Genomic DNA, 514 nt, shown 5'->3' with positions numbered 1-514 from the left:
AAATTAATAGTCAACATCGAGGTAATTTAGACCTCGCAGATATTCAAAATATCAAAACCAATGCGAAAGAAGGCGATACCGTTAAATTTGGCTCTGTATTTGGTAAAGAATACAGCGTTACCAAAAGCAATGATGGTGAAATTAGCCTCAAACAAAAAGAAAATCGCAGCTTTTTTAATCGCTTTTTTAGCAAAACAGATTCATCGAAAAACAGCGACTTAAAGCTGAACTTGATGAACCAACAACTGCACAAAAAAGAGAACAACGGCAACGTTAAAGTCCTGACATTAACGTACAACCAAGCCAACCAAAAGATGCCTGCAGAGACGAAGAACTACTTCCAAAACCTTATCCAAAAGGGTGACTATGATGTGGTCTTATTTGCCGAACAAGAATCGAAATTGCTTGCTAACGACCTAGAACTCGATGGCATGAACCTGCTTAGCCAAAACAAAATGAAAGTCATGACTAAAGGGCTTAGTGAAGGTGTCAGCTACACTTCGATGTCTGTTTT

General features: G+C 38.3%; 1 pseudogene. It reads left to right on the top strand.

Features of this window, described 5'->3' with window-relative positions:
- Window positions 1-2: 2 nt before the first annotated feature.
- A pseudogene (locus tag R7Q48_RS31175) lies at window positions 3-514 on the top strand (VPA0450 family T3SS effector inositol phosphatase); the annotation flags it as partial.

This window comes from Vibrio sp. 378 (genome assembly GCF_033339435.1).
This window is presented reverse-complemented; position numbering and strand designations above follow the sequence as displayed.